Here is a 22,514-nt window from a genome sequence, read left to right as displayed (position 1 = left end):
TATTTTACAGAAGACTTGTTTAATACAAATATGTTAGTATTAGACAATATTGTTTTAACCCGATGAGCCAAATCACTATTCAGTGTCGTCTTGTAGCCTCAGAATCATCACGCCACCAACTATGGAAGTTGATGGCAGATTTAAATACGCCACTGATTAATGAACTATTGCATCAGGTAAATCAACATCCAGAGTTTGAGACTTGGCGACAAAAGGGCAAACACCCCAATAGTGTCGTCAAAGAACTCTGCCAGCCCTTGAGAACTGACCCACGCTTCATCGGTCAGCCTGGACGGTTTTATACGAGTGCGATCGCATTGGTGAACTACATATATAAATCATGGTTTGCCCTGATGAAGCGATCACAGTTCCAACTAGAATGCAAAATTCGCTGGTTGGAAATGCTCAACAGTGATGTTGAATTGGTAAAAAGCAGTGGTGTCAGCTTAGATAGTCTTCGCATTAAAGCTGCTGAAATTTTGACTAAACTTGTTATCCTCGATAATGCTGACACTCAATCAACTAATGGGAAAAAAGCTAAAAAGCCCAAAAAAGCTCAAAATTCAGATAGCAACAGTTTATCAAAGAACTTATTTGAGTCCTATTTCAAGACAGAAAATAACTTGACTCGTTGTGCGATCAGCTATTTACTCAAAAATGGTTGCAAAATCAGCGAGAAAGAGGAAGACCCTAAAAAATTTGCTCAACGTCGCCGTAAAGTTGAAATTCAGATTGAACGCCTCAGAGAACAGCTAGAAACACGAATTCCCAAAGGTCGAGATTTAACTGATACTAAATGGCTTGCAACTCTTTTCACTGCTACTCACAACGTTCCAACCAATGAAGCCGAGGCAAAATCTTGGCAAGACAGTCTTTTAAGGCAATCTAGCAAAGTACCTTTCCCAGTAGCTTACGAAACCAACGAAGACATGACTTGGTTTAAAAACCAGTTTGGGCGCATCTGTGTAAAATTAAGCGGTTTGAGTGAGCATACTTTTCAAGTGTATTGTGATTCTCGCCAACTTCACTGGTTTCAACGCTTCCTAGAAGATCAACAAATTAAGAAAAATAGCAAAAATCAACACTCCAGTAGCTTGTTCACTCTGCGTAGTGGGCGTATTGCTTGGCAAGAAGAAGAACGCAAAGGTGATCCTTGGAAGGCTAACCACTTAACCCTCTACTGTTCTGTAGATACCCGCCTATGGACGACTGAAGGAACCAATCAAGTAAGAGAAGAGAAAGCCGAAGAAATCACTAAAACAATCACCAATACAAAAGCCAAAGGCAACCTCAATGAGAAACAGCAAGCTCACATAAAACGGAAAAACTCTACCTTAGACAGAATTAATAACCCTTTTCCTCGCCCCACTAAACCTTTATATAAAGGACAATCTCATATTCTTGTTGGTGTTAGCCTCGGTTTAGAAAAGCCTGCAACAGTAGCAATAGTAGACGGGACTACAGGTAAAGCCCTTACCTATCGCAGCATTAGACAACTACTTGGTGATAACTACAAACTGCTAAATCGACAGCGACAGCAAAAGCACTCTTTATCCCATCAAAGCCAAGTAGCTCAAACGCTTGCTGCACCAAATCAGTTTGGAGAATCGGAGTTAGGGGAATATATAGACAGATTAATAGCTCAAGAGATTGTGGCGATCGCCCAAACATACTCTGCTGGAAGTATTGTTCTACCTAACTTGGACAATATGCGTGAACAAGTTCAAAGTGAGGTTCAAGCCAAAGCTGAACAAAAATCAGACTTAATAGAAGTTCAAAAAAAGTATGCCAAACAGTACCGAGTTAGCGTTCATCAATGGAGTTACGGCAGATTGATAGCAAATATTCACTCGTCAGCTGCTAAAGCTGGAATTGTTATAGAGGAGTCAAAACAGCCAATTCGAGGTAGCCCACAGGAGAAAGCGAAAGAATTAGCGATCGCTGCTTACCATTGCCGCAAAATAAACTGATTGACAAAACACCGAACCTTGACAATAAAATAAGAATACTCAACAGCGCCGCAGTTCATGCTTGTTACAAGCCTCTGTGCTGTGTAAATGTGGGTTAGTTTGACTGCTGTTAAACAGTCTTGCTTTCTGACCCTGGTAGCTGCCCACCTTGATGCTGCTATCCCTTGTGGATAGGAATTAGGTGCGCCCCCAGTAATAGAGGTGCGGGTTTACCGCAGTGGTGGCTACTGAATCACCTCCGACCAAGGAGGAACCCACCTTAATTATTTTTTGGCGAATCGAAGCGGGGTCAATTTCCCTGGGGATCTGCCAAAACTTCAAATCGCTTATTGATTAAGGCTTGTAGCTTTTCTTGTGTCAGTTAATTTACTTTTTGAAGTGTTAACAGACAGGCGATTTTGGGAGACTTGCCAAAAATGCATTCAGAACTGTTGGCAAATCAAGGGTTTGGAGCGCAGGGTTTCAACACCCCTCCCAGCGAGAGGCGGGTTGAAAGGTCGAAGATTGGATAGCTCTATATCCCAACCTACTCAGTTTCAACACCCCTCCCAGCGAGAGGCGGGTTGAAAGTCGCTACGACTTTCGCTGTCAATGGGTATGTCCTAGTACATTAAAAGCTTTATTGAGTTTTGGAATTTTTCCAGTGTTCATAGCAAACACTTTTTAGGTGGGTTGAAAGGATAGAGCAACAGATTCTTTGTTTGAAGAGCTTGATTTTAGCTCTAATATTGAAACTGATTAATTACCCTATAAAAAAGAAGAGTTTTGCCATACTGTATGTATAGCAGGGTGTTGTAATGATGTACAATTTGTCAATGCGGACAATAATTTGGCACACGGACATTAATCTGTCAACGCGGACAAATAATTTGGCAATCGACATCAACGAGCGCGGAGGGATTTGAACCCCCGACCCACAGAACCGGAATCTGTTGCTCTATCCACTGAGCTACGCGCCCTTAATCTTTTGGATTATAGCACGTCTGTGATCAAATTTGTAGCTTTAAAGATAATTAGTTGGGTCTACAGGTGTACCATTCCGACGAACTTCAAAATGGAGGTGGGGCCCAGTCGATAAACCTGTGGAACCAACAGCAGCGATCGCTTGTCCGCGTTCAACTGCTTGTCCCTCAGAGACATACAACTCGCTGGTATGACCGTAGAGTGTAGTTATGCCATTACCGTGATCGATAATTACCGCTCTACCATAGCCACCATACCACCCAGCAAAAATTACTCTTCCCGAATCGGCTGCCCGAATTTTACTACCATAGCTAGCGGCAAAATCTAACCCGGCATGAAAGCGACGATAGCCAAGAATTGGGTGTATCCGCCAGCCGAAGGGACTGCTAGTAGAAGCATCGCTAGGATATGCCATTACACCAGTTCCCCGAATGATGATATTTGTCCGGCTGTTGGTTTTTCCTTGGGCTTCTGCTACCTTTTGTTGAATCAAGACTTCCAGATTTTTGGATTCTCTTTCTAGCTGATTTTGCGCAGCTTCTAAAGCGAGGCGATCGCTATTCAGGCGTTGAATCAATTCTGATTGCGATTGCGACTGGGTTTGATAATCGGCTTTTTGTGCTAATAGTTGCTCGCGAATTAAGCCAATTTCATTTTTTTGCTGTTCTACTTCCGTTTTTTGTTTATCGATTGAGTTTGCTTGAGTGTTGAGTTTTGCCAAAATTTTCTGATCTGCTTGAAACACTAACTTCAACTGATGACGACGGCTGAAAAAGTCGCTGATATTTTCACTTTCGAGCAAAACTGCCCATCCCGCAAAAGCAGGCGATCGCTGAAGATAACGCAATCGTGCTACTGTTGCAATTTGCCGCTCCTGATATGAACGTTCTGCCACATCTAAATCGGTTTCTAACTGCTGGAGGCGTTGGGTAGCAAGTTGTAATCGCGATTCGCTCTCTAGAAGATAGCTATCTGTAGTTTGCAGATTTTGCTTTAAACCAGTCAGGTGTTTTTGCGCCTCTTGTTGGAGATTATTTAAGCGATCGCGCTCTCCAACAACACCCTGACGCTGCTGGTTCATTTGTTGCTGCTGTTGTCGCAGAGTATCAATAGTCCCTGTAGACGTTGCGTGGGCTGGAATTAATGCCAAACAAATCCACAGAATACAGCAAAATGCAATAGATAAACAGCAATAAATCTGCTTTTTTTCTAGAAATCGCCCTCTCATAGTGCGAACCTAATCAAAACGATACTTTCAAACACTATGAGGATTATTCCCAAAATCTAGTTTATCCACGCCAACACATTATTAAATTGGTATGCCAAGTTGTAACACAAGGATTCCAGCTATGTCAGCATTGAGCAGGTATGTGAGTGGGTGAGATGTATGAACGCACGTATAGCAATTCTTTTAATTACCTTGGTTTTTCCAGGTTTGGCTGTGGTGGGAGTATCGTTGTATTGGTTTAATCTCGATTATGCAGCACTGATCAAAGCTGAAAAGTATGTGGAAAACTTGGTAGAGGTTGGAAAAGTAAATGATAGACAGTTAGAGTATGCCTATCATCGCACCTACATTCATCGCATCAACGTATTTGCCGATGGTACTTGGGGATTACTGGGAGGTGTAATTACAGCACTAGGCATACATGGATTAGTCACTATTAAAGAATAGATAGGAAGTGGAGACAAGGGGAGCAGGGGAGAAGTTGCAGTAGTTTTTCCCCTCTGCCCCTCTGCCCCTCTGCCCCTCTACCCAATCCCCATTAATTACGATTAGCTTTCCAGGTTGCCAAATCAGCTAAAGAGCGATCGCGGTAACGTCCATAACGCTCTGGTTTACTTTTGATTTTCATTCCTAAATCGGGGAAAATCCCAAAGTTAGGCGGCATTGGTTGGAAATGCTTCGGCGAAGCGGAACTAATAAATTCTAATAACGCACCCATCATTGTTGTTGGTGGTAAAACCAAAGCTTCTTTACCCAAGGCTAATCGCGCTGCATTAATTCCTGCCAAGCAACCACCCGCAGCCGCAGCAGTATAACCTTCAGTACCAATCAATTGTCCTGCGGCTAATAATGTCGGACGCTCTTTAAATTGCAAGGTAGGATGCATTAATTGGGGAGCATTAATAAAAGTGTTGCGGTGCATCACTCCCAGCCTGACAAACTCTGCTTTTTCTAAACTGGGAATTAACTGAAAGATTCGCTTTTGTTCGCCCCAACGCAGATTTGTTTGAAATCCTACCATGTTCCACAGCTGACCGGCTTTATCTTCCTGTCGTAATTGCACCACAGCATAAGGGCGTTCCCCTGTGCGAGTATCTGACAATCCCACTGGCTTTAGGGGGCCGTAGCGCATGGTATCTTCCCCGCGCTGGGCTAGTTCTTCTATGGGTAAGCAAGCTTCAAAAAATTTCGCCGTTTCCCGTTCAAAACCCTTGAGTTCTGTTTGTTCAGCTTTACAGAGTTCTTCCCGAAAGTGCAAGTACTGCTCTTTATTCATTGGGCAGTTGAGATAAGCGGCTTCACCTTTGTCATAACGTGATGCCATAAAAGCAATGTCACGATTAATCGATTCTCCCACGATAATCGGACTGGCTGCATCAAAAAAGCTGAGGTATTCCATCCCTGTAAAGCGTTGCAAATCTTCTGCTAGATCGGGACTAGTTAAAGGCCCGGTTGCTAAAACCACAATCCCTTCAGGAATCGCAGACACTTCACCCCGGCGAAACTCAACTAAAGGATGACTCGCTAAAGTTTCAGTTAAATCTTGGCCAAATTGTCCCCTGTCTACAGCTAGCGCCCCACCAGCCGGAACGGCGTGTTCATCAGCTTTTGAGATGACAATCGAACCGAGTTGGCGTAATTCTTCGTGCAATAATCCCGCCGCGCGATCGCTTGCCATTGCCCCAAAGGAATTACTACACACTAATTCTGCTAAATGTTCTGTATGATGAGCCGGACTAAATCGCTTTGGACGCATTTCATGCAGAATTACTGGCACTCCAGCTTGCGCTATTTGCCAAGCTGCTTCTGTCCCAGCTAGTCCACCTCCAATTACTTGTATCGGTTGTGTTTCCATAGTTAAATTTTAATTCCCATATTATAAGTATCCATCAGCATTACAGAAGTAAAATTAAATTAAAAGTCATGTTATACTACAACAATTACAAATCAAGTATTGGGCCAATTGTAACGTTGAGACTAGACTCTCAAGGTTTTTTACAATCTATTTTGCCATAACACAAAAAGCCCCTGTCAGCGCGGGGCTGAACATTTTCTAACTGGCACACTGCCAGGAAGTGCGTTAGCGTAGCTTACCGTAGGTATCCCGTCCTCAGCCCTTGCCTAATTGGATTAATCCAAAAAGTGGCAAAATTAGTTATTAAACTAGGCTTTTTAGGTATAAGCCCTTGATTTTTCCCTTTTCCAGATGATACATTCAGTATGCATTCAATAATTAGTTAACAATGCGTAATTGGGACGTGATTTATGACTAAAAACAAAATCAAAAATAAGGTCGCTTTAAATCTAGATCCAGTTATGTTTATTGAGGAAGTAACAGATGATGAGGAATTGAAAAGTGTATACGGTGGTGAAACGCCTCCTGATTCAGTACTCAACGCTAAGATTATTGCTGCTCTTGAAAATCGCGGTATTCTACCAATGTCTCCTTACGATCCTAACAACCCAAATACATTAACAGAAGAGACGGTATCTGCTTTCAAAGGAGTTTCGGTTAATGAGACGTAGTAGATTAAACGATTTCCATTCACTATAGCAATATGCAATACTAGGACGTGTTTTCAAACACACTGTATTCTCAAAAATAGGCTAATCTAAGTAATTCTGGAATGATACAAATGGCTTATCAAAGTCATTTGATATTGTAATCAAATCTTTGGCACTACCAAATAACAGCAGTTTTCACGAGTCCATGCTTGGGAGCGCGTTCAACTTTGGCAACAGACAATAGACTTCTTAACATTGTGGGGAAAAGCGGAAGGGGTAAAGGTATGGAATTTTCCCTTACCGTTTAACTTTTAACCTTTCCCCAATATCTTACAAAAGTTATTTTTGCAAGATGTCTAATCAACCCAACAAATTAACAAACACAACCTTATCTGAAAGAAAAGCGATCGCTATCCCCAAAAAAAATTAACATTAACCTTAGAAGTGTTAATTTTTCATCACATAAACTCATGGGTTACTACATCGCTCCCCGCTTTTTGGACAAACTTGCTGTCCACATCACCAAAAACTTCCTGAAGCTTCCTGGCGTGCGAGTTCCCGTGATTCTGGGTATTCATGGACGCAAAGGAGAAGGTAAAACATTTCAATGTCAATTAGTCTTCGAGAAAATGGGTATCGAAGTGACTCACGTATCTGGCGGCGAATTGGAAAGTCCAGATGCGGGAGATCCAGCGCGGTTGATTCGGTTGCGCTATCGGGAAACAGCTGAACTGATCAAAGTACGCGGCAAAATGTGTGTACTGATGATTAACGATTTAGATGCTGGTGCTGGACGCTTTGATGAAGGCACTCAATATACTGTAAACACCCAGTTGGTGAATGCCACACTGATGAATATTGCTGATAATCCCACAGATGTGCAGTTGCCGGGAAGCTATGATTCCACACCCTTACATCGCGTGCCGATTATTGTCACAGGTAATGATTTTTCTACCCTCTATGCACCGTTAATTCGGGATGGACGGATGGAGAAATTCTACTGGGAACCAGATAGAGACGATAAGGTGGGAATTGTCAAGGGGATTTTTGAACCAGATGGATTGTCACAAAAAGAAGTTGAACAGCTAGTTGATACTTTTGTCAATCAGTCTATTGACTTTTTTAGCGCTTTGCGATCGCGCATTTATGACGAACAAATCCGCAACTACATTCATAAAGTAGGTTTTGAGCAGATATCCTTGAATGTGGTTAACAGCACTCAAGGGCCACCAGAGTTTAAAAAGCCAGATTTCAGGCTGTCTCACTTAATCGAGTCTGGTAACTTCCTGGTTGGCGAACAAAAACGGGTAGAAAGTTCTCATTTGGTTGATGATTACAATCGACTCAATCGAGGTAGAAATTCTCAATCAGCACCACCTGCTGTTGTAACACCAATTAGTCAGCCGTCAAATGGCGCAACCAAAGAAGTAAAAACTAATCAATTCCAGAAACAGCAAGCATCAAGTGCCCATTTAACTTTAGAGACACAAGAACAGATTCGGCAATTATTATCTCAAGGCTACAAAATTAGTATCGAACACGTAGATGAGCGCCGCTTCCGCACAGGTTCTTGGCAAAGTTGTGTTCATAGCCACATTGATGCCGAGTCTGATGCCATCTCAAATTTAGAGGCAACTTTGTCAGAATATAGCGGTGAGTATGTGCGCTTAGTAGGTATCGATCCTAAAGCCAAGCGGCGAGTAGTAGAGACAATTATTCAGCGTCCCAATGGAAACAATTAGGGATAGATGCAGCAGAATCCGGGAGTTAGAAATCGGAAGCTAAATCGACGGTTAGCTCACCGGACGCAGACAACCTTGGCAACTCGACCGACCAACTTGTGGCGTTCCGGTGCAGCAACTTGTTAGGCGACGCTTTGGTAGCGCACCAAGCGAGAACATCGTCGGGCATTTCTACACAGCCGCACGCTGCGCGTACAAAAAGTATCTAGCAATCATTTCTAGTAAGGACTCGGAGTAGGTTCTCCCGCGCCATTAGTCCAGATGTCGTCTGGTAGCGATCGGTCGCGGTGACAAACCCGATCGAGGTCAGGATACGTGATTGTGTCTACTTCCGCTCTAGTGCCGACTATCAAGCATTGCGTTGCCTTGGAGCTACGATTCTCGAGAAAGTGGCCTATTGGCACTCCTGCTTGAAAAGTTGCGGCGTCGCCAGGACGTAGTACAGTCTCCGCGTCTCCTTCGATGAGCGCGATCTCGCCTTCGAGGACATAGACCATTTCATCCTCAGCACTATGCCAATGTTTGATCGACGAACGAGAGCCAGGCTGCAAGACTTCGATGAACGCGCCGAACTGGGTAAGTCCTCCTGCTTCGCTGATCCAAAGCGTACGATTTGGTTCGTGCGCGGCGTGAGAAGGGCTTTCCTCCACGATGAGACTATTAGGAGTGATGACAGTCATGTTGGCACCTTTGGGAATTCTGGAGCAATAGCTATTCCATTGTGTCTAGAGCACGAATCGAAAGTAACGCTTCGTTTGTGTACCCAAATGAAGCGTTACTTTCAATTCGGTTAAGGCAAGAGACGCGATGAATCGCCGTTTCTACAAAGCCAATTTTAAATCATTTGCGAACAACCAGAAAACCTTAAATCCCCAACTTCTTAGAGATTTAAGGTTGCAAATTCGATTCCCAGGGTTGTTGTTAATTCTTAAACAACTAGAAACAGTATGTTTCCTGAATTTGAAAGCTGAACTTTTCCCTTTTACCTACAAGTACTAGCTGAAGCTGAGGTCATCGTTCTTAAATCGCCTGTAAACGCAGCTGTGTATTGATAAGGTGATGCACCATAGCAATTCATGGAATTTGTATTAGTGCCACGAGGACTCCACCATGACTGAGCTTTCACAGTTAAATTTGCACCATCCCATGATAGATAATTGACAAGTAAAGAGTTAGTTTGTCCATTATCTGGCTTTTTAGAAGATAAAAATGTGGCATAATCAATCTGGCCATTAGCGGGATTAATCCGAGCTATAACTGCGGCTTTTGGCCCGCCTCCATAACCATAGCTAGGCAACCATCGACCACTGGCAAAACGGCTAAAATCATTACCTGTTTGAGTGCCTGTAGAAGAGTAAATGCCATATAAAACATCACTTCCATTCCAATACAATCCGTAACCTGTACCATCGTCACCTGTTGTCTCGTAATCATTACGACACCATGCTTTTATCCCATTATTAAAGCGGATAGTTACAGGGTTTTTGTTATTTGATAATTGCTGATAACCAATGTAAATTCTTGCTGTTCCATTAACTACTTTGGGGCCATTCTTAGATGCAATTGTCGCTTCACTATCAGTGCAACTGAATGTCACAGCATTGCCAACCGATGTATTTATGGTTTGAGCTAAAACTGGAGCAGTTTTTTGTGTGAGAACTAAGTTACCTACTAAAATTACAGACAAAGAAATGCCCGCAAAATACTTTTGTAATTTGCCAGAATAAATCATGTTATGAATCTGCCGAGACAAGGAACGGAAAACACCGTATCACTATAAACTCTAATCAGTGTTTAGACAAGCAAAATCGTTGAAAATACTATGCAGCAAGACTCTCAGTATTACAAAATATTAGTTATGACTACAAAATGCCCGATCTAATATGCATGATAATGCATGATAGTAGCTGTATATAATTGTTGTTTATCAAAGAGCATTAGTAAATATAAAAAATTGCAATAGGTTATGCTTTACCATAAACAATTGCAGTAATTGAGAAAATAATTTTAATCAGCCGAGTGCCTTTGTTCGTTCCCTACATCCCTTATAGGGACATTGTTTTCCCTCTGTTTTATATTTTTATCTGGGCTGTATTAGGTAGTTTTAGGATTTTTATCTGATGCTTCTCCAGCAGCAGCTTTCAGACGACTCAATCTGCTTTTGCGAATCCGTTCACTCTCGCGAACCCCACCCGCCATTTCATATTCGCTGCTATCTTTGCCATATTTAAAAGCAACCCCTCTTACTATTTTGTCTGTAAGATTACTTAGAGTTTTCTCCATCGCATCAATTTTAGTTTTAGAAGAATCAATTACAGTTAAAGCAGTGTTATAAGCATCAAGCATGGTTCTTAGCTGTTCAATTGCTTGACTCAAGTTTTGCAAATCGCAATCATCACCAAAACTCATATTTGAATCAATTGCTTTTAGTCCAGCGGATCTCAACTCAGCTTTTTCGAGAACACGGGATGTACGTTTTTTACGAGACATCAATATATTCCTTAGTGAGGTTTATAAAGCTACTTTGGCTTACTAAAGCTGTTTTTTGGTTCAGTAAAATTAGTGATAATTATATTTGTTAAAAAAATTCCAACTAATCTGGGTAATTTCTCTATATTTCCAGTTTTTACCTGTTTTTCTTTGTAATTGCTTTAATATTGATGAGGAATATTGCAATGTTGATGAGGAATATTGCAATGTTGATGAGGAACGTTGCAATGTTGATGAGGAACGTTGCAATATTGATGAGGAACATTGTAATGTTGATGAGGAACGTTGCAATGTTGATGAGAAATATTGCAATATTGATGAAGAATATTGCAATATTGATGCGAATACAACCGACAGAATCTAGAAGTACAAAGTACAAAACTCAGACATTAGACATACAGCAGATTGCAACTCATATCATCAGGACTTACGCAAAATCATGAAAAAACGAACCACAGAGGGCGCAGAGGACACGGAGAAATAAGAGTTTCAGAAAGCTCTTGCGTAAGTCCTAATCATGTCTGCTTGGTTGTACTAACTCAATTAATGATTGCAACACATGCTTGGCTAAAGACGCGATGAATCGCGTCTCTACAAATAGTCTATTTGTCGCATTCTTTTTTCAAACTGGTATTACTTAATTAAACCTCAAGAACCCCACCCCGCACGCGGATTGGGAGTGATTTGCAAAACGCCTGTCCGATATAGCTTTCGGCTTAAGTTGACACCAATGAACATATTGTGCGCCTACCCGTGTATTTCCTGCCTCAAAATGTAGAAAAAAACTTATGAGCGCAAGGCTTTTACTGGATCGATCTGGCTAGCCCGCATGGCGGGAAGCAAACTAGCTCCCACCCCCACCAGTAGCGCTGAACCCACTGCTAGGACTGCAATTCTGCTATCAAACTTATAGGGCAAGCTAAAAGTATCGGTAATTACAACAGTCAATCCATGCACTACTCCTAGAGCCGCTGTTCCTCCTATTAAACTTAAAAGCATCGCCTCTAGAATAAATTGCAGCATGATTTCGCGTTGGGTTGCACCTATGGCCCGTCTCAAACCTATTTCAGCGGTTCGTTCATTTACTGAGGCAATCATAATATTCGCAATCCCAACACCGCCAACTAACAGCGCGATCGCTCCTACTGCTGTTAAACCTTGAGAAGCCATCTCTAGAGTTTTCTGCTGCTGTATAATATCTGATACATTATTCCAAAATTTAAATTTGTAACCTGGGAATCTTTGTAACAGTAACTCCTCTGCCTGGTGGCTTAAGTCTTCGATATCTGCAAGTGCATAAGGGCGCATTTGGATGCTCCCAATGTCGCGGCTACCAGTCGAAGCGTTGTAAATAGACATCGGCACATACAGTTGACCCGCCGGAGGTGCATTTTCACTTAGAATAGTTGCTACCACCCCGATAACAATATAGGGTCTGTCCCCAGCATAAATCAGCTGCCCCACAGGTTCTTGCTTTTGAAAAAGTTGTTCTGCCAGCAATTGATCGATTACGATTACTGGGCGGTAGTTGGCAAAATCTTCAGACGTGAAAAACCGTCCTGATACTAAAGATATCCCTGAAGTCAACAAAAAATCTTGGGAAACAGGTGACAAGGTTGGAGTAAATTCCTTGTCGCGAAATATAGTTGGTGTAGAACCAGCCCAATTAAAAGAACTGATCGCTTGCAAGCCCACCATTCGCTGTCGTAAGAATTCCATATCTTCCAACTTGAGTTGAGTAGCTTGACCACCAGAATCCCAATTTGGATAAACTGAAACTTGAGGTGCGCCTCGTTTTGCTAATTGTTGAGCGATCGCATCTCGGCTAATATTACCAACTTGAAGTGTAGCGCTGACAGCAGCCACACCCATAAATACCCCCAGAGTAGTCAGAGCCGAACGCAAGGGGTTTCTACCTAAAGAGTGAAAGGTAATATTTAATAAATCAAAAGCTGAAAGAGCCATAATAAGCTGTTCCACATTTAAATTGCATAATTACGGCGGGCAAGATGCCCACCCCACAAGAGTTATATAAATTTTAGATATGCAAACTAGATGTAGTTTAGCTTAATAGTCGCTTTGCTCTAGCTTGGGGATTGGGCAGAGGGGCAGAGGGGCGGAGGGGCGGAGGGGAAAAACTTACTGCAACTTCTCCCCTGCTCCCCTGCTCCCCTGCCTTAACTGGCGTTCCTGGCTTGAGTTCTGACTCAACGGGTGGCAGTATAACTTGTTCGCCGGGATGCAAACCAGAGGTTACTTCTACATTCATTAACCCCTCCAATCCCAGATTAATGGTGCGTTTTTGGGCTTGATTTTGGCTATCCAGAACCCATACAAAGGGGCGTGGTTGCGATCGCACAATTGCCTCTGTCTTCAAAACTACTACGTTCTGCCGTTGCTGCAACACAACCTCGACATTTACCTTGCTACCAGGGAGCAGTGTGCGAGTCGGGCTATCAAGCTCAACGGTTGCGGGTACTGTTGGTTGCTCTGATTGTTTTGAACTGCTACCATCTTGTTTTTGGGCTTCAGGGCTGAGTGCTTGAGGATACAAGCTTTTGACGCGTCCAGAAAATCTCTTGGCATTCGGCCCGATCGCATTAATGCGAACAAGTTGGTGGACGCGAACTTGAGCAGCGTTGAGGGTAGAAAGCTGGAGTTTCACCAGGACTTTTTTGGGATCGCCTAAAGTGAGCAGATTGGTACGCAACTCAACCCCATCACCGTTTTCTACATTCACACCCAAGACTACGCCATTCAATGGTGCAGTCACAATATTATCCTGGAGTTGCTGCTGAATAAGTTGGCGCTCTAATTGCAAAGTCTGAATTTTGAGAGCGGTGGTACGTGCCTCTGCCTGACTATCTCGCAGGCTAGCGCGAGCAACGCGTACAGTGTCTTCCTGCGTTTTGGCTTGTTCTTGGGCAATAGCTCCTTCTCGCACCAAGGGAGCAAGCCTCTGGAGTTGTTTTTCTTCGGCTGTTAGTCGTTCTTGGGCTTCAATAATTTTCTCGCGACTACGTGCTAGGTTGAGTTGCTCTTGTTGAATTTGTAACTGCTGATTGGTAAGAGCAACTTTTCGCTCAGGGTAGCGCAGGGTCAGCAACACTTGACCAAGTTTTACCCTCTCACCAGGTTTGACCATAACTCGTTCTACTGCACCCTCTTTTGGGGATTTCAAGATTCGCTGATCTTGCAACTCAACAGTACCGCTCTCATTGATTGTAGTTTCAACATTACCTCGCTCCACGGTTAACAAGCGTACTGCTACCGGTTCGGGAGGTTGATTTAGAGCTAAGAAGTAGGTTAGCCAACCGCCAGCACCGGCTAAAGCCAAAACTCCTGACCAGGCTAGCCATCGACTTGGGATATTAAATTTATCTTTTTCATATTTCCAGTTCATGACAACTCGATCCAGTGAGTTTGCAACCAGGGAGGGGGCAGGAGAGAAGAGGGTTTTATTCTGACGACATAATTAATTAGGACTTACGCAAGAGCTTTCTGAAACTCTTATTTCTCCGTGTCCTCTGCGCCCTCTGTGGTTCGTTTTTTCATGATTTTGCGTAAGTCCTGTTAATGTTGGAAAATCTCATAGCGAGAGATCGAAGACGACGAGACGACTGTTGTCCAAAACGCGGCGGAAATTTGAACTGAGATAATTTCGCAAACCAGAGTAATAATCAAGCCACCAGAAAGCAGTCCAGGCAATGACCATGAAACTTGCTCCCGCTTGACGCATTCGTTCCAGTTCCCGGATGGCAATCTCGTCATTTAGTGGCGCTCCCCAGTATTGACCGTCCTGTTCTAAAAAGGGCAGAGCGTCGAATTGTGGCAAAATCTCGCAGCCCCATTGATTTTCATCGACCAAAATCAAATGCTTCCCGGCTGGAATCACAGATGCAATTTCCTGCATAGCAATTTGCAAGCGTTCTGACCAACTCAAATTAAGTTTAGGTATTAGTTCAGACGTGAACTGACTGCGGCGCATACTTATATGCAACAAGCGCTCTGCTAGCCACTGCCGATAAGATACATCTTCTGCACGCGGCGACTTTAACAAATAAGCGATCGCATCAGTACGTTCTGCTACCACAGCCAGCGAACCTGTTCCCCCTGGAGAATGGAAGGTAATCTGGGAATCTTGTTCGACGTGAAACCTGACTTGGGCTAACTCTTGAGCAATAAAGAAAATGTCGAATTGCGCCGCTATCCGCAAGTATAAGTTCAGGTCTAGCATATATCTAGAGTGCGGTATATCAAATGTGCCAACTGCTGCAAGTGCATAAGCACGAAACATGACGGCTGAAGTACGCAAAATCCATTTTTGCCCATCAACAATTTGGTGGATGAACTCTAGCCCGTCGATCGCTCCTACTGGCAAGTTGTCGGAAAGTTCCGTCTTTGTGACATCCACTCGGACATTATAAATATCAATAAATCCAGCTTGGGCAACAGAGAAACCAACATCTGGATGGTTATCTAATGCTAAGACAGATTCACGGATAAAGTTGGGTAGCAAAATGTCATCGTCCGACAAGACGCTGAGATAAGGGCTAGAATTTAGCTCAACAGCCAGCTGCCAATTCCGAAACATTCCAACATTAGTTTCGTGGCGGACATAAGTGATTCGGGGATCTGCGAATGAGCGGACAAGCGCCTCTGTATCATCATTAGAAGCATTATCCAATACAAGAACTTGGTAATCTCGATAGTCCTGTGCCAATGCGCTCTCAAGGCTAGCTTTTAGTAACTCCGAGCGATTGTAAGTTGGGATTGCGATCGTAACTTTGCTTTCAGGTTTCATATCGTTTGGTAATAACGGCCAGGTAGTTCAAGCTAAAATCCGTAAATCAAAGACCTGACTTTTCACGTTATGTGGAAAAGTTAACGATTGACCTAACCCCCTAACCCCCTTCCCGACGCGGGAAGGGGGAAAATTCAAAGTATCTCTCCTCTTAGGCTACGGTGTACACACAAATCATCTGATCCCCCTAAATCCCCCTTAAAAAGGGGGACTTGAAGAAATTTCCCCCCTTTTTAAGGGGGGTTAGGGGGGATCGAAACACTGTTAGACAACTTTATAAGACTTGTGTGTACTCCGTAGCCTCTTAGGAGAGAGATTTAGAGAGAGGTTTTCCACATACCGTGAAAAGTCAGCTTGAATCACCAGGTTTTTTGCCTGGTTAGGCATTAAATAACGATCCGCGTGCAGGATTTTTACATTACTACGCCCTTCTAACACCTGTTCCATCTGCTGCCAATATACCTTTGGGGTGTTGCCGTCCACCACAATCAGGTTAAAGGGGATATAAGTGTAATCAAAAATTCGCTGCAAACATTCAGCAGCCAGAGAAAACTGTTCGCGACGAGAAAAGCCGATAGTTACTGTTGACATCATAATATCTCCGAAACTCAATGGCAGTTAGTTCATTGCCGCCTCTAGCAGAGACGAAAGAACTTTATCTGAATCAAAATATTCCTCTGCTAACCTCCGTGCTGCATACTGATGTTGCTTATAATCAGCGTTGATGGCTTCTACACCTTTAATTACCTCCTGTTGGTCGCGGAAAGTTAAAATCCCTTCTCCGATGGGCAGCCAATCGCTTAAGCCTGTGTCTTGAACTAAAATGGGCTTACCAGAGGCGAGATAACAAACGCTGCGATCGCTAAACCAGCCACCTTTGGTAGCAACATAGCCCTGTTTTGCGACTCCAAACTCAGCGCGGGATGCTTGGACGAATTTCTGATAAGATTCTGGTGTAAAAGATGCCAGCCATCCGGGAATCACCTCCCAGCCCGACTGCGATAGTTCATTAGGAAAGCCGCCGCTTAAGGCAATCCGAAACTGCTGTTTGGTAAGTTGTGGTATATCAATAAACTTTAAAAACTCTTTATCCTTGTTACCGTAAGTGACTCCTTCGTATACCACCTCGCGATAACTGTGCCACTGCATAATCGAACTGAAATGGGTGGAGTTATCGTTATCATTCACTGGCCAGTAAGGCAGTACTACAAGAGGTAATGTCTTGAGCCAATGCCTACCGTTTGTGGGAATGAGACAGTCTTTAGCATCAATGCGTTGTCCAATCGTGAACAAGCGATCGCAATGTTCAATCGTCTGTACTAATTCCCCATGCCCGCAAGCAATGTTAATCTGAGTGAAACCGGGATCGGCATCAATATAACTACGGCGCTGCGGCAGCCTATATTCTTCTCTCCAGAGAGAAATTGGTGAGCCACGGACAATCATCAAATCAGCTTGGGAGCAGATGTCTTTAAACTTGTCAACCTGCATCCCGACAGAGCGATCGCCTGCGCGGTAAATCCATTTGTTTGCAAAGCCAAGCGGTTCCAGGCAGTTTCTTACATAATTGGTGGGATAGTCTAACTCGGTTGTGAATTCCTCAGTCTGCCAGTTATAAACCCACGACTCTGAACCGCATTCTTCCAAATAGAAAATATCATGCCCAAGGGCACGCAGACCCAGAAGGTATTGTAGGTCAGACCAGGCGTTGCCCCCGATGGGAAATCGACCGATAGCACTAGCAAAAATTATAATCATCCGACCTCAACTCTTTCTAACTCGTTTGGAACTGTAAATTCCAGTTCGCGCTGGAGATTGAATACGACAAAATAATTGTTTTCTAGGATGCAGTCGAACTTCGATCTTAGATAGTCGTAAAACTGGGAATAGTGATCGAACCACCAAAAGGAAGACCAAGCAAAAACAATAAAGTTGGTTTTCAATTGGCGCAACCGCTCTAACTCTTGAATGGCAGTGCTATCATCCGCAGGTAAACCCCAGTATTTCCCTTCGCGTTCCAGAAAAGGTATAGTTCTCCACTGGGCAAAAGTCTCTTTACCAAGTCTGTTCTCATCAACGAGAATAAAGGTTTCTTCTTTGGAGATAACGGTTTCCAATTGTTTTACCGATTGTCTAACCTGCTTTAGCCAGCGTGCTTCAGAGCCTTTGCGATAAGCTTTGGCAAGTTTTGCACCAATCACAGGTAAGTATTCAGTGGCAACAATCAAATCGCGCCCCAAATTTTGTTGATGATTTTTTGCCCATTTGGCTAGTTCACTGTAGCAAAGTAAGCGATCGCGCCAACTCAAAGGCGCTCGATTGATGCCTGCCATATATTCGGCAAACATCCTCCAGGAAGGGAAAATCAGCTTTCCAGCCATTTTGGGGTCGAACCAGACAATAGCTTTATGAGGTTGGCGATAATCAAAGGCACGCGATCCTCGCTGACTGTGGTCTCGACTGTAGAAAAGATACTCAGGAATCTGATAACATCTTCCATGAAGACTTAATTCCGCAAGTAAGGGCAGATCGTGGGCCGGATAATTTCCCAGCAAAGGAGTTTTGTTTAAAACATCAGCCCGAATTAACCCTGATATCGGATTAGATGACTGGAAAATTTCCTCGCTAATAAACTCTCGAAATCTTTTGTAGGGAATTGTTGAATTGATCTCTGCGTTAGATTTTAACTGTTGGAAAGGTTTTCCTTGAGCATTAATAGTAATTGTCCTGGCATGACACAAGATGATTGTCGGTTCTCGATCGAGAACTTTGACACATTCGGCTATAAAAGTAGGCGCACACACATCATCATGAGCTGCCCATTTGAAATATTCGCCAGTAGCCGCTCGAAACACACGGTTAAAATTGTTGGCAGCTCCAAGGTTTTCTAAATTACGAAAGTAACGAACTCGCCGATCTTGGGTTACATAGAGCTGACAAATTGCTTCAGTGCGATCGCTCGAAGCGTTATCCGAGATAATTAATTCAAAATCCTCAAATGTTTGATTCAGGATAGAATCAATCGCCTCTTTGATAAAATTTTCTCCGTTGTAAACAGGAAGACCAATACTTACTTTTGGTGATTGAATGTTCATTTTTGATTAAACTCTCATCTTTATTTTAAATTTGTTAAATGTTTTGATTAGCTGATGATTTCTCCTTCTTTATAGGCAGTCAGGGAAATGAAGATATATCAGGTATATTCGTGGTTAAAACTGTCTCCAGTAGTCGAGGTAGTACCACTTTGTAACTAAAGAATTGCTCGGCTAATTCCCTTGCTGCCTGACAGTGAGCCTGATAATTTGTATTGACGCGCTCGATGCAATCTACCGCTTCCTCCAAAGATGAAAACGCCAATACACCTTGCCCTGTCGGCAACCAATCGCTAAATCCGGTATCTTGTAAGATCGCGGGACGACCAGCAGCGAGATAACAAACACTGCGATCGCTAAACCAACCGCTATGGGTTTTGACATAAGCCTGTTTCGCCACGCTAAATTCTCCGCGTGAGTTGATTAAATACGTTTGATAGGTTGATAAATCTACGCTTACCGCTCCACCGTCTCGTATCAGCCATCCCTCTGTTAAAAATTGTGTTTGAATTTCCGAACTTGCTCCAGAAAGCGCCAGTTCCAAAGGTTGTGCGGTATGGTTTGGCAGGTTCAGCAACCGCAAGAATTCTTCACTCTTTTGCCCGTAATACTCCCCTGCATACGCGATCCCTCCATAAGCATTCCAGTTAGCGATTGTCGTGAAGGGAGCATCTGTAACACTTTCTACAATGGGTTGTTCGTTCGCAGCCACCTGTTTCTGCCAAATTTCAGGCACCACAGGCGGAACCGTAGGATGCCAATCAATTCCGCGCGTCGGAACCGTACAATCAGACTTACCAATATTGCCACCATAGCTAAAATACATCTGATATTCGTCCAAATCTTCAACCGCGAAGCGCCCGATCTGGGTGAAAAATGGGTCTAGATCGATCAGAGTACGCCGATGACACAGACGAAACTCAGGCAACCAGCAAACTCCCCCAATATTCAGTAGCAGATCGGCTCCTTTTAGCATCTCCTTTAAGTCGTCCCAGGTTGCCCCCCAACTCTGTCCAGACTCGCGATTGACATAGCATATTGGGATTTGTAAACCGAATTTAGCCATCACGGCGTGAATAATCTCAAATCCTGGTCGCGGATCGTCACTGTACTCCTGGCGCACGGGATTGTAACAGGATTGCGACCAGCCACTTTCTTCCAAATACAGCACGTCATGCCCCAGCCGTGCCAACCCCAGCACATAGTGAAAGAAGACAAAGAGCATTCCTGCCACGGGATATCGAATCATATAGCCACAAACCACAATGCGTGCCATGCTTATAATCCTGCTCGTTCCATAAGACTGCCAATCACTTTCTCTGCGGCAAAGTACTCTAAGGCAATTTCGCGGGCTGCCCGACAATTGCCTTCGTAGTTGCTTTCGATCGCGTCCACTGCTGCGAGAATATCTTCCATAGTGTTGAATGCAAATAATCCCTTCCCCGTGGGCAAGAATTTGCTAAACCCTGTTTCTTGGGTGATCGCCGGACGGCCTGCTGCCAAATAACAGGCAGAGCGATCGCTAAACCAGCCACTATGTAGTCGCGTGTATTGATCTTTTGCTACAGTAAATTCACCGCGCGATCGCTGAATATAACTGCGATAAGAATTCAGATTTTGGGAGAGTTCTATTGAATCTACCTGGCTCCAACCGTATTTTTGCAGCAGGTATCGGACATCTGGACTTATATCAGCCGCCGCAATCTCGAATTGCACTGAGCGCTGCTGCGGCAGATCGATAAATTTTTCAAACTCGCGTGCCTTTCGCCAGTAATAGGTTTCACCCTGATAGGTAATATCTTTACCTCCCTTGTTGTCCCAGGTGGTAATGGTGTTGTAAGCGATGCCTGGCGTGTTATCTGAGGTGTACCACAAGTCTGTTGCGATCGGTTGACGAGTCGGCAACCATTGAAAGCGGGAAGTTGGGATTCCACAATCAGGCGCACCCAGATTTTCCCCAAAGCTAAAGTGTGTATCATGAGCTTCCAGATCGGCGATTAAGGTTTCGTCTCCCTGAACAACCCGAATCTGAGAGCCAACTGGATCGGACTCAACATAGATGCGGCGACGACAAGCTAAATGCTCTTCACGGATTTCTTGAGCGCCAGTTACATTCAAAAATGCGTCTGCTTCCTTATATAGGTTGAGAATTTGGGTTTCGCTCATTCCATAACACTCACCCCCTGGATAGTGCCCGCGAAATGCCCAACGCTCTTTAAAGCCATAGTCCTCCAAAATTGGTGCGACTCGCTTAATGTTCTCAGTAGCATCTGGAGATAGGTCGTTGATTAAGGGGTTGTAAACCCAGCGTCCTGAATCTTCGATGTAGTAGGGGTCATAGCCAAGCTGACGCAGCCCCAACATATAGTGGAGAAATTGATAGGTTACTCCTGCTAGGGGATACCAAAACAAAATCCCGAAGACAATAATTTTTCCCTTACTGGGGGGTTTACGATTCATGCTCGCTACCTCCTACCTTCTGCCTCCTGCCTCCTGCCTCCTGCCTCCTGCCTCCTTCTAACTGCCTCCTTCTAACTGCCACCTGCCTCCTACCTCCTTCTAACTGCCGAACGATCCGGGCAGGATTGCCAGCCACAACGGTGTATGGTGGAACATCTTGGCTAACAACAGATCGCGCACCAACGATCGCTCCTTCACCGATTGTCACCCCTGGCAAAATACAGGCATCAAATCCAATCCAGACGTTATCTTGAATCCAAATTGGTTGGGCTGGGACATCGGCGCTAGGGTATCGAGAAGCTTGACACGATGCTTGTTCTAAAATTTTTCGTCGCTTGGCAATGTCGAACGGTAAGCGGTAGGTATCCATGAAGACGACTTGCCAGGAGATTAAAGCATAATTGCCAATCTTCAATTCGGCATCGCAGACAATGCGGGCACCATGAATCAATGCATATTCCCCCACCTTTACCTGAGCGCGGGAACCCAGGTCGAACATAGTATCTTTATATACAGCAGATGCTTTGCCCAATCGTAGCCCTACTGGCAATTGGCTGCGGTAAAGTTTAAAGCTGAGGCTAGTTTCAATGTAAGTGTCGTCTTCTAAAACAACATTATCGGGAATTGTTCCCGGATACCAATCCCAAGGTAATGTTCGTGTGGCTTCCATTAGGCTTCTACCTCCCCAATCACCTGGGCTGGATTGCCCATCACTCTGCTACGGGGCGGTATATTCCGTGTCACCAATGCCCCAGCCTCAATCCAAGCTCCCGCACCGATGCGAACTCCTTTGAGAATTGTGACATTGGGGCCAACCCAAACATCATCCTCGATAATCACCGGCTGGCGGATCACAGGAGGGCGGAGCCGTCCTTTTCCCAGAGGAGAGCAAGCGATCGCATCTGCAATTCGTTCTGCTGGTGCGATTGGATGAAAGTCAGTGTCAGCGATCGTGGTATTCCATCCCAAAACCACATAGTTGCCGATGCAAATTTCCTGTTCGCAAAGCAGGATAACACTAGTCAAATAGCAATAGTTTCCAATTTCAACCCTAGCAGTTTCGCCTAGCGCCAAGTGGACATAATCCAACGTGCAGTTTTCACCGACGAGCAGCGCGGGATTAACGCGGCTTTGAAAGCGAGCAAAACAGCGCTCATCATGGTTGATAACACTGTTGAGTCCCACCTGGACATTGGGTGGAAGAGCTATTGTTTGGCTGGGTAAATCATTCACAAATTCAGAGGAGCGCTGCATGTTGTA

General features: G+C 44.0%; 20 protein-coding genes and 1 tRNA gene. 5 read left to right on the top strand and 16 right to left on the bottom strand.

The features are described from left to right. Positions 1 to 62: 62 nt before the first annotated feature. Positions 63 to 1,970: a type V CRISPR-associated protein Cas12k gene (gene cas12k / locus ACM0OX_RS03475; protein ID WP_414513101.1), complete on the top strand. Its 1,908-nt coding sequence runs from the start codon at positions 63 to 65 to the stop codon at positions 1,968 to 1,970. Between the two features lie 886 nt (positions 1,971 to 2,856). Here the strand turns inward: cas12k and ACM0OX_RS03470 are convergent. Next, positions 2,857 to 2,929: transfer RNA gene (locus tag ACM0OX_RS03470), tRNA-Arg, on the bottom strand. Between the two features lie 44 nt (positions 2,930 to 2,973). Continuing rightward, positions 2,974 to 4,161 carry a murein hydrolase activator EnvC family protein gene (locus ACM0OX_RS03465; RefSeq protein WP_414513099.1) on the bottom strand — a complete coding sequence of 396 codons (1,188 nt, stop codon included), beginning with the start codon at positions 4,159 to 4,161 and terminating at the stop codon, positions 2,974 to 2,976. A 159-nt stretch (positions 4,162 to 4,320) separates the two neighbouring features. Between ACM0OX_RS03465 and ACM0OX_RS03460 the strand changes: the two genes are divergently transcribed. After that, positions 4,321 to 4,608: a hypothetical protein gene (locus tag ACM0OX_RS03460; RefSeq protein ID WP_414513097.1), complete on the top strand. Its 288-nt coding sequence runs from the start codon at positions 4,321 to 4,323 to the stop codon at positions 4,606 to 4,608. Between the two features lie 91 nt (positions 4,609 to 4,699). On the opposite strand, the gene trmFO is transcribed toward ACM0OX_RS03460, so the two are convergent. Next, positions 4,700 to 6,016, bottom strand: coding sequence for an FADH(2)-oxidizing methylenetetrahydrofolate--tRNA-(uracil(54)-C(5))-methyltransferase TrmFO (gene trmFO, locus ACM0OX_RS03455; protein WP_069067843.1), 1,317 nt, complete (start codon positions 6,014 to 6,016; stop codon positions 4,700 to 4,702). A 410-nt stretch (positions 6,017 to 6,426) separates the two neighbouring features. Between trmFO and ACM0OX_RS03450 the strand changes: the two genes are divergently transcribed. Together ACM0OX_RS03450 and ACM0OX_RS03445 are read left to right on the top strand one after the other, a co-directional pair. Further along, positions 6,427 to 6,687 (top strand): hypothetical protein, encoded by a 261-nt coding sequence (locus ACM0OX_RS03450; RefSeq protein WP_414513095.1) that lies wholly within the window; start codon positions 6,427 to 6,429, stop codon positions 6,685 to 6,687. A 449-nt stretch (positions 6,688 to 7,136) separates the two neighbouring features. Beyond that, entirely contained in the window at positions 7,137 to 8,408 is a 1,272-nt protein-coding gene (locus tag ACM0OX_RS03445) for a ribulose bisphosphate carboxylase small subunit (RefSeq protein WP_414513093.1), read from the top strand. Positions 8,409 to 8,626: 218 nt separating this feature from the next. Here the strand turns inward: ACM0OX_RS03445 and ACM0OX_RS03440 are convergent, their stop codons facing one another. The 3 genes from ACM0OX_RS03440 to ACM0OX_RS03430 form a co-directional block, all read right to left on the bottom strand. Beyond that, positions 8,627 to 9,088 carry a cupin domain-containing protein gene (locus ACM0OX_RS03440; protein WP_414513092.1) on the bottom strand — a complete coding sequence of 154 codons (462 nt, stop codon included), beginning with the start codon at positions 9,086 to 9,088 and terminating at the stop codon, positions 8,627 to 8,629. Positions 9,089 to 9,390: 302 nt separating this feature from the next. After that, positions 9,391 to 10,140, bottom strand: a complete 750-nt coding sequence (locus ACM0OX_RS03435) for a hypothetical protein (protein WP_414513090.1) — start codon at positions 10,138 to 10,140, stop codon at positions 9,391 to 9,393. Positions 10,141 to 10,502: 362 nt separating this feature from the next. Beyond that, the gene (locus tag ACM0OX_RS03430) at positions 10,503 to 10,898 is read right to left on the bottom strand and encodes a hypothetical protein (protein ID WP_414513088.1); all 396 of its coding nucleotides are present in this window, start codon (positions 10,896 to 10,898) and stop codon (positions 10,503 to 10,505) included. Positions 10,899 to 10,983: 85 nt separating this feature from the next. Between ACM0OX_RS03430 and ACM0OX_RS03425 the strand changes: the two genes are divergently transcribed. After that, a complete protein-coding gene (locus ACM0OX_RS03425) occupies positions 10,984 to 11,262 on the top strand; it encodes a hypothetical protein (RefSeq protein ID WP_414513086.1) in 279 nt (92 codons plus the stop codon). 422 nt (positions 11,263 to 11,684) lie between these two features. On the opposite strand, the gene ACM0OX_RS03420 is transcribed toward ACM0OX_RS03425, so the two are convergent. From ACM0OX_RS03420 to ACM0OX_RS03375, 10 genes are all read right to left on the bottom strand, one after another. After that, on the bottom strand, positions 11,685 to 12,878 hold the full coding sequence (locus ACM0OX_RS03420; RefSeq protein WP_414513084.1) for an ABC transporter permease: 1,194 nt from the start codon (positions 12,876 to 12,878) through the stop codon (positions 11,685 to 11,687). Between the two features lie 82 nt (positions 12,879 to 12,960). After that, a complete protein-coding gene (locus tag ACM0OX_RS03415) occupies positions 12,961 to 14,301 on the bottom strand; it encodes an efflux RND transporter periplasmic adaptor subunit (protein ID WP_414513083.1) in 1,341 nt (446 codons plus the stop codon). Positions 14,302 to 14,487: 186 nt separating this feature from the next. Further along, positions 14,488 to 15,702: a glycosyltransferase family 2 protein gene (locus tag ACM0OX_RS03410; RefSeq protein ID WP_414513081.1), complete on the bottom strand. Its 1,215-nt coding sequence runs from the start codon at positions 15,700 to 15,702 to the stop codon at positions 14,488 to 14,490. Positions 15,703 to 15,966: 264 nt separating this feature from the next. Further along, positions 15,967 to 16,296, bottom strand: coding sequence for a hypothetical protein (locus ACM0OX_RS03405; RefSeq protein WP_414513079.1), 330 nt, complete (start codon positions 16,294 to 16,296; stop codon positions 15,967 to 15,969). Between the two features lie 24 nt (positions 16,297 to 16,320). Further along, positions 16,321 to 17,460, bottom strand: a complete 1,140-nt coding sequence (locus ACM0OX_RS03400; protein ID WP_414513077.1) for a glycosyltransferase — start codon at positions 17,458 to 17,460, stop codon at positions 16,321 to 16,323. Beyond that, complete coding sequence (locus ACM0OX_RS03395) at positions 17,457 to 18,797, bottom strand: glycosyltransferase family 2 protein (protein ID WP_414513076.1); 1,341 nt, start codon at positions 18,795 to 18,797, stop codon at positions 17,457 to 17,459. The genes ACM0OX_RS03400 and ACM0OX_RS03395 overlap by 4 nt, the downstream gene beginning before the upstream one ends. A gap of 79 nt (positions 18,798 to 18,876) precedes the next feature. Then, a complete protein-coding gene (locus ACM0OX_RS03390) occupies positions 18,877 to 20,070 on the bottom strand; it encodes a hypothetical protein (RefSeq protein ID WP_414513074.1) in 1,194 nt (397 codons plus the stop codon). A 2-nt stretch (positions 20,071 to 20,072) separates the two neighbouring features. After that, on the bottom strand, positions 20,073 to 21,254 hold the full coding sequence (locus ACM0OX_RS03385; RefSeq protein WP_414513073.1) for a hypothetical protein: 1,182 nt from the start codon (positions 21,252 to 21,254) through the stop codon (positions 20,073 to 20,075). Continuing rightward, positions 21,244 to 21,924, bottom strand: a complete 681-nt coding sequence (locus tag ACM0OX_RS03380) for an acyltransferase (RefSeq protein ID WP_414513071.1) — start codon at positions 21,922 to 21,924, stop codon at positions 21,244 to 21,246. Before ACM0OX_RS03380 ends, ACM0OX_RS03385 begins: the two co-directional genes overlap by 11 nt. Continuing rightward, positions 21,924 to 22,508 (bottom strand): acyltransferase, encoded by a 585-nt coding sequence (locus tag ACM0OX_RS03375; protein WP_414513069.1) that lies wholly within the window; start codon positions 22,506 to 22,508, stop codon positions 21,924 to 21,926. Before ACM0OX_RS03375 ends, ACM0OX_RS03380 begins: the two co-directional genes overlap by 1 nt. Between the last annotated feature and the right edge of the window lie 6 nt (positions 22,509 to 22,514).

The organism is Nostoc sp. PCC 9305, assembly GCF_963920915.1.
Taxonomy (GTDB): Bacteria; Cyanobacteriota; Cyanobacteriia; order Cyanobacteriales; family Nostocaceae; genus Nostoc.
The sequence above is the reverse complement of the archived record's forward strand: the minus strand, read 5'-3'. Positions and strand labels throughout refer to the sequence as shown.

What these genes read in the sequence shown, in the direction of transcription:
- cas12k (WP_414513101.1), top strand. Translation starts at nt 63, where the DNA reads ATGAGCCAAATCACTATTCAGTGTCGTCTTGTAGCCTCAGAATCATCA.
- ACM0OX_RS03465 (WP_414513099.1), bottom strand. Translation starts at nt 4,161, where the DNA reads ATGAGAGGGCGATTTCTAGAAAAAAAGCAGATTTATTGCTGTTTATCT.
- ACM0OX_RS03460 (WP_414513097.1), top strand. Translation starts at nt 4,321, where the DNA reads ATGAACGCACGTATAGCAATTCTTTTAATTACCTTGGTTTTTCCAGGT.
- trmFO (WP_069067843.1), bottom strand. Translation starts at nt 6,016, where the DNA reads ATGGAAACACAACCGATACAAGTAATTGGAGGTGGACTAGCTGGGACA.
- ACM0OX_RS03450 (WP_414513095.1), top strand. Translation starts at nt 6,427, where the DNA reads ATGACTAAAAACAAAATCAAAAATAAGGTCGCTTTAAATCTAGATCCA.
- ACM0OX_RS03445 (WP_414513093.1), top strand. Translation starts at nt 7,137, where the DNA reads ATGGGTTACTACATCGCTCCCCGCTTTTTGGACAAACTTGCTGTCCAC.
- ACM0OX_RS03440 (WP_414513092.1), bottom strand. Translation starts at nt 9,088, where the DNA reads ATGACTGTCATCACTCCTAATAGTCTCATCGTGGAGGAAAGCCCTTCT.
- ACM0OX_RS03435 (WP_414513090.1), bottom strand. Translation starts at nt 10,140, where the DNA reads ATGATTTATTCTGGCAAATTACAAAAGTATTTTGCGGGCATTTCTTTG.
- ACM0OX_RS03430 (WP_414513088.1), bottom strand. Translation starts at nt 10,898, where the DNA reads ATGTCTCGTAAAAAACGTACATCCCGTGTTCTCGAAAAAGCTGAGTTG.
- ACM0OX_RS03415 (WP_414513083.1), bottom strand. Translation starts at nt 14,301, where the DNA reads ATGAACTGGAAATATGAAAAAGATAAATTTAATATCCCAAGTCGATGG.
- ACM0OX_RS03410 (WP_414513081.1), bottom strand. Translation starts at nt 15,702, where the DNA reads ATGAAACCTGAAAGCAAAGTTACGATCGCAATCCCAACTTACAATCGC.
- ACM0OX_RS03405 (WP_414513079.1), bottom strand. Translation starts at nt 16,296, where the DNA reads ATGATGTCAACAGTAACTATCGGCTTTTCTCGTCGCGAACAGTTTTCT.
- ACM0OX_RS03400 (WP_414513077.1), bottom strand. Translation starts at nt 17,460, where the DNA reads ATGATTATAATTTTTGCTAGTGCTATCGGTCGATTTCCCATCGGGGGC.
- ACM0OX_RS03395 (WP_414513076.1), bottom strand. Translation starts at nt 18,797, where the DNA reads ATGAACATTCAATCACCAAAAGTAAGTATTGGTCTTCCTGTTTACAAC.
- ACM0OX_RS03390 (WP_414513074.1), bottom strand. Translation starts at nt 20,070, where the DNA reads ATGGCACGCATTGTGGTTTGTGGCTATATGATTCGATATCCCGTGGCA.
- ACM0OX_RS03385 (WP_414513073.1), bottom strand. Translation starts at nt 21,254, where the DNA reads ATGAATCGTAAACCCCCCAGTAAGGGAAAAATTATTGTCTTCGGGATT.
- ACM0OX_RS03380 (WP_414513071.1), bottom strand. Translation starts at nt 21,924, where the DNA reads ATGGAAGCCACACGAACATTACCTTGGGATTGGTATCCGGGAACAATT.
- ACM0OX_RS03375 (WP_414513069.1), bottom strand. Translation starts at nt 22,508, where the DNA reads ATGCAGCGCTCCTCTGAATTTGTGAATGATTTACCCAGCCAAACAATA.